The 1,069-nt window shown below is 42.2% G+C and carries 2 protein-coding genes; one reads left to right on the plus strand and one right to left on the minus strand.

All coding sequences use genetic code 11. The features are described from left to right. Nucleotides 1–589 (minus strand): tRNA 2-thiouridine(34) synthase MnmA (gene mnmA / locus A3735_RS05025; RefSeq protein ID WP_068637678.1); only part of this gene is annotated, 589 nt, incomplete at its 3' end. A gap of 207 nt (nucleotides 590–796) precedes the next feature. Between mnmA and A3735_RS05030 the strand changes: the two genes are divergently transcribed. Then, nucleotides 797–1,042: a hypothetical protein gene (locus A3735_RS05030; RefSeq protein ID WP_068511616.1), complete on the plus strand. Its 246-nt coding sequence runs from the start codon at nucleotides 797–799 to the stop codon at nucleotides 1,040–1,042. The last annotated feature ends 27 nt before the right edge of the window (nucleotides 1,043–1,069 follow it).

The following is a 1,069-nucleotide window of genomic DNA, read 5'->3' on the forward strand; positions in this document are numbered from 1 at the left end:
AATCATGTTCTTCGGCAAGCTTTCTTACAGCTGGCTTTTCCAATTCACCAACCGGAAACAGGGTTTTCGCTAATTTGCTTTGGTTGACAGCATGTAGAAAGTAGCTTTGATCTTTGTTGTTATCGAGCCCCTTTAATAGCAAGGTTTGCCCATTATCGTCAGCGCGTCTCACGTAATGGCCTGTCGCAATGTAATCTGCCCCTAAGGTACTCGCATAATCGAGAAAGGCTTTGAATTTGATTTCCTTGTTACACAGGATGTCAGGGTTGGGAGTTCGCCCAGAGCGATACTCAACCAAAAAGTGCTCGAAGACTCTGTCCCAATATTCAGCGGCAAAGTTAGCGGTATGAAGCTTAATACCTAGCTTGTCACATACAGCTTGGGCATCATTCAGGTCTTCGATTGCGGTACAGTATTCTGTGCCGTCGTCCTCGTCCCAGTTTTTCATAAACAGGCCTTCGACAAGAAAGCCTTGCTGTTTTAGGAGTAGTGCTGAAACGGAAGAGTCAACACCGCCTGACATGCCAACGATTACGCGTGTTTGGCTTGGATCAACAGAAGAGGGTAGGGAAGAGCTATTTTGTATCATAAGGTGGATATATTAGCGGTGAGCTGCTGAAGTAAGTTTGTTAGTTTGTTTGGAAGAAAGTGCATTCTACCTTGTTGCCTTTATACTTGGTAGTGCCTCCTTTATGCTACTAGATGTTCGGTGGAGTATTTAGTTTGCTGTCTATACTTTGTATAGTAACGGTACTGGGGAATAATGAAGTGATCAGAGAGTCTTGAGGGAATATCAATGAGCAGTGTGCAAGTTGTGCCACGAATTTTGGAGTTGTTTGAGCGTGCTAGTGCAAAACAGTTTGATAATTTAGGTGCTTATATTAAAAAGACTGATAATGACCTACAAAGGTTATCTACTCTTGATGGCTTTGTTTCTGTATCCATTGAGGCTAGTTCTGAAGATCTTTCTATCTTAATGTATTTAAGTGTTTCTGGAGCTTTTCTCAGGGAAACAATGCCTAGTATTGAAGCGCAAAATTAAACAATTGTGCAGTACCAGGAAAATTGG

The organism is Oleiphilus sp. HI0061 (genome assembly GCF_001635675.1).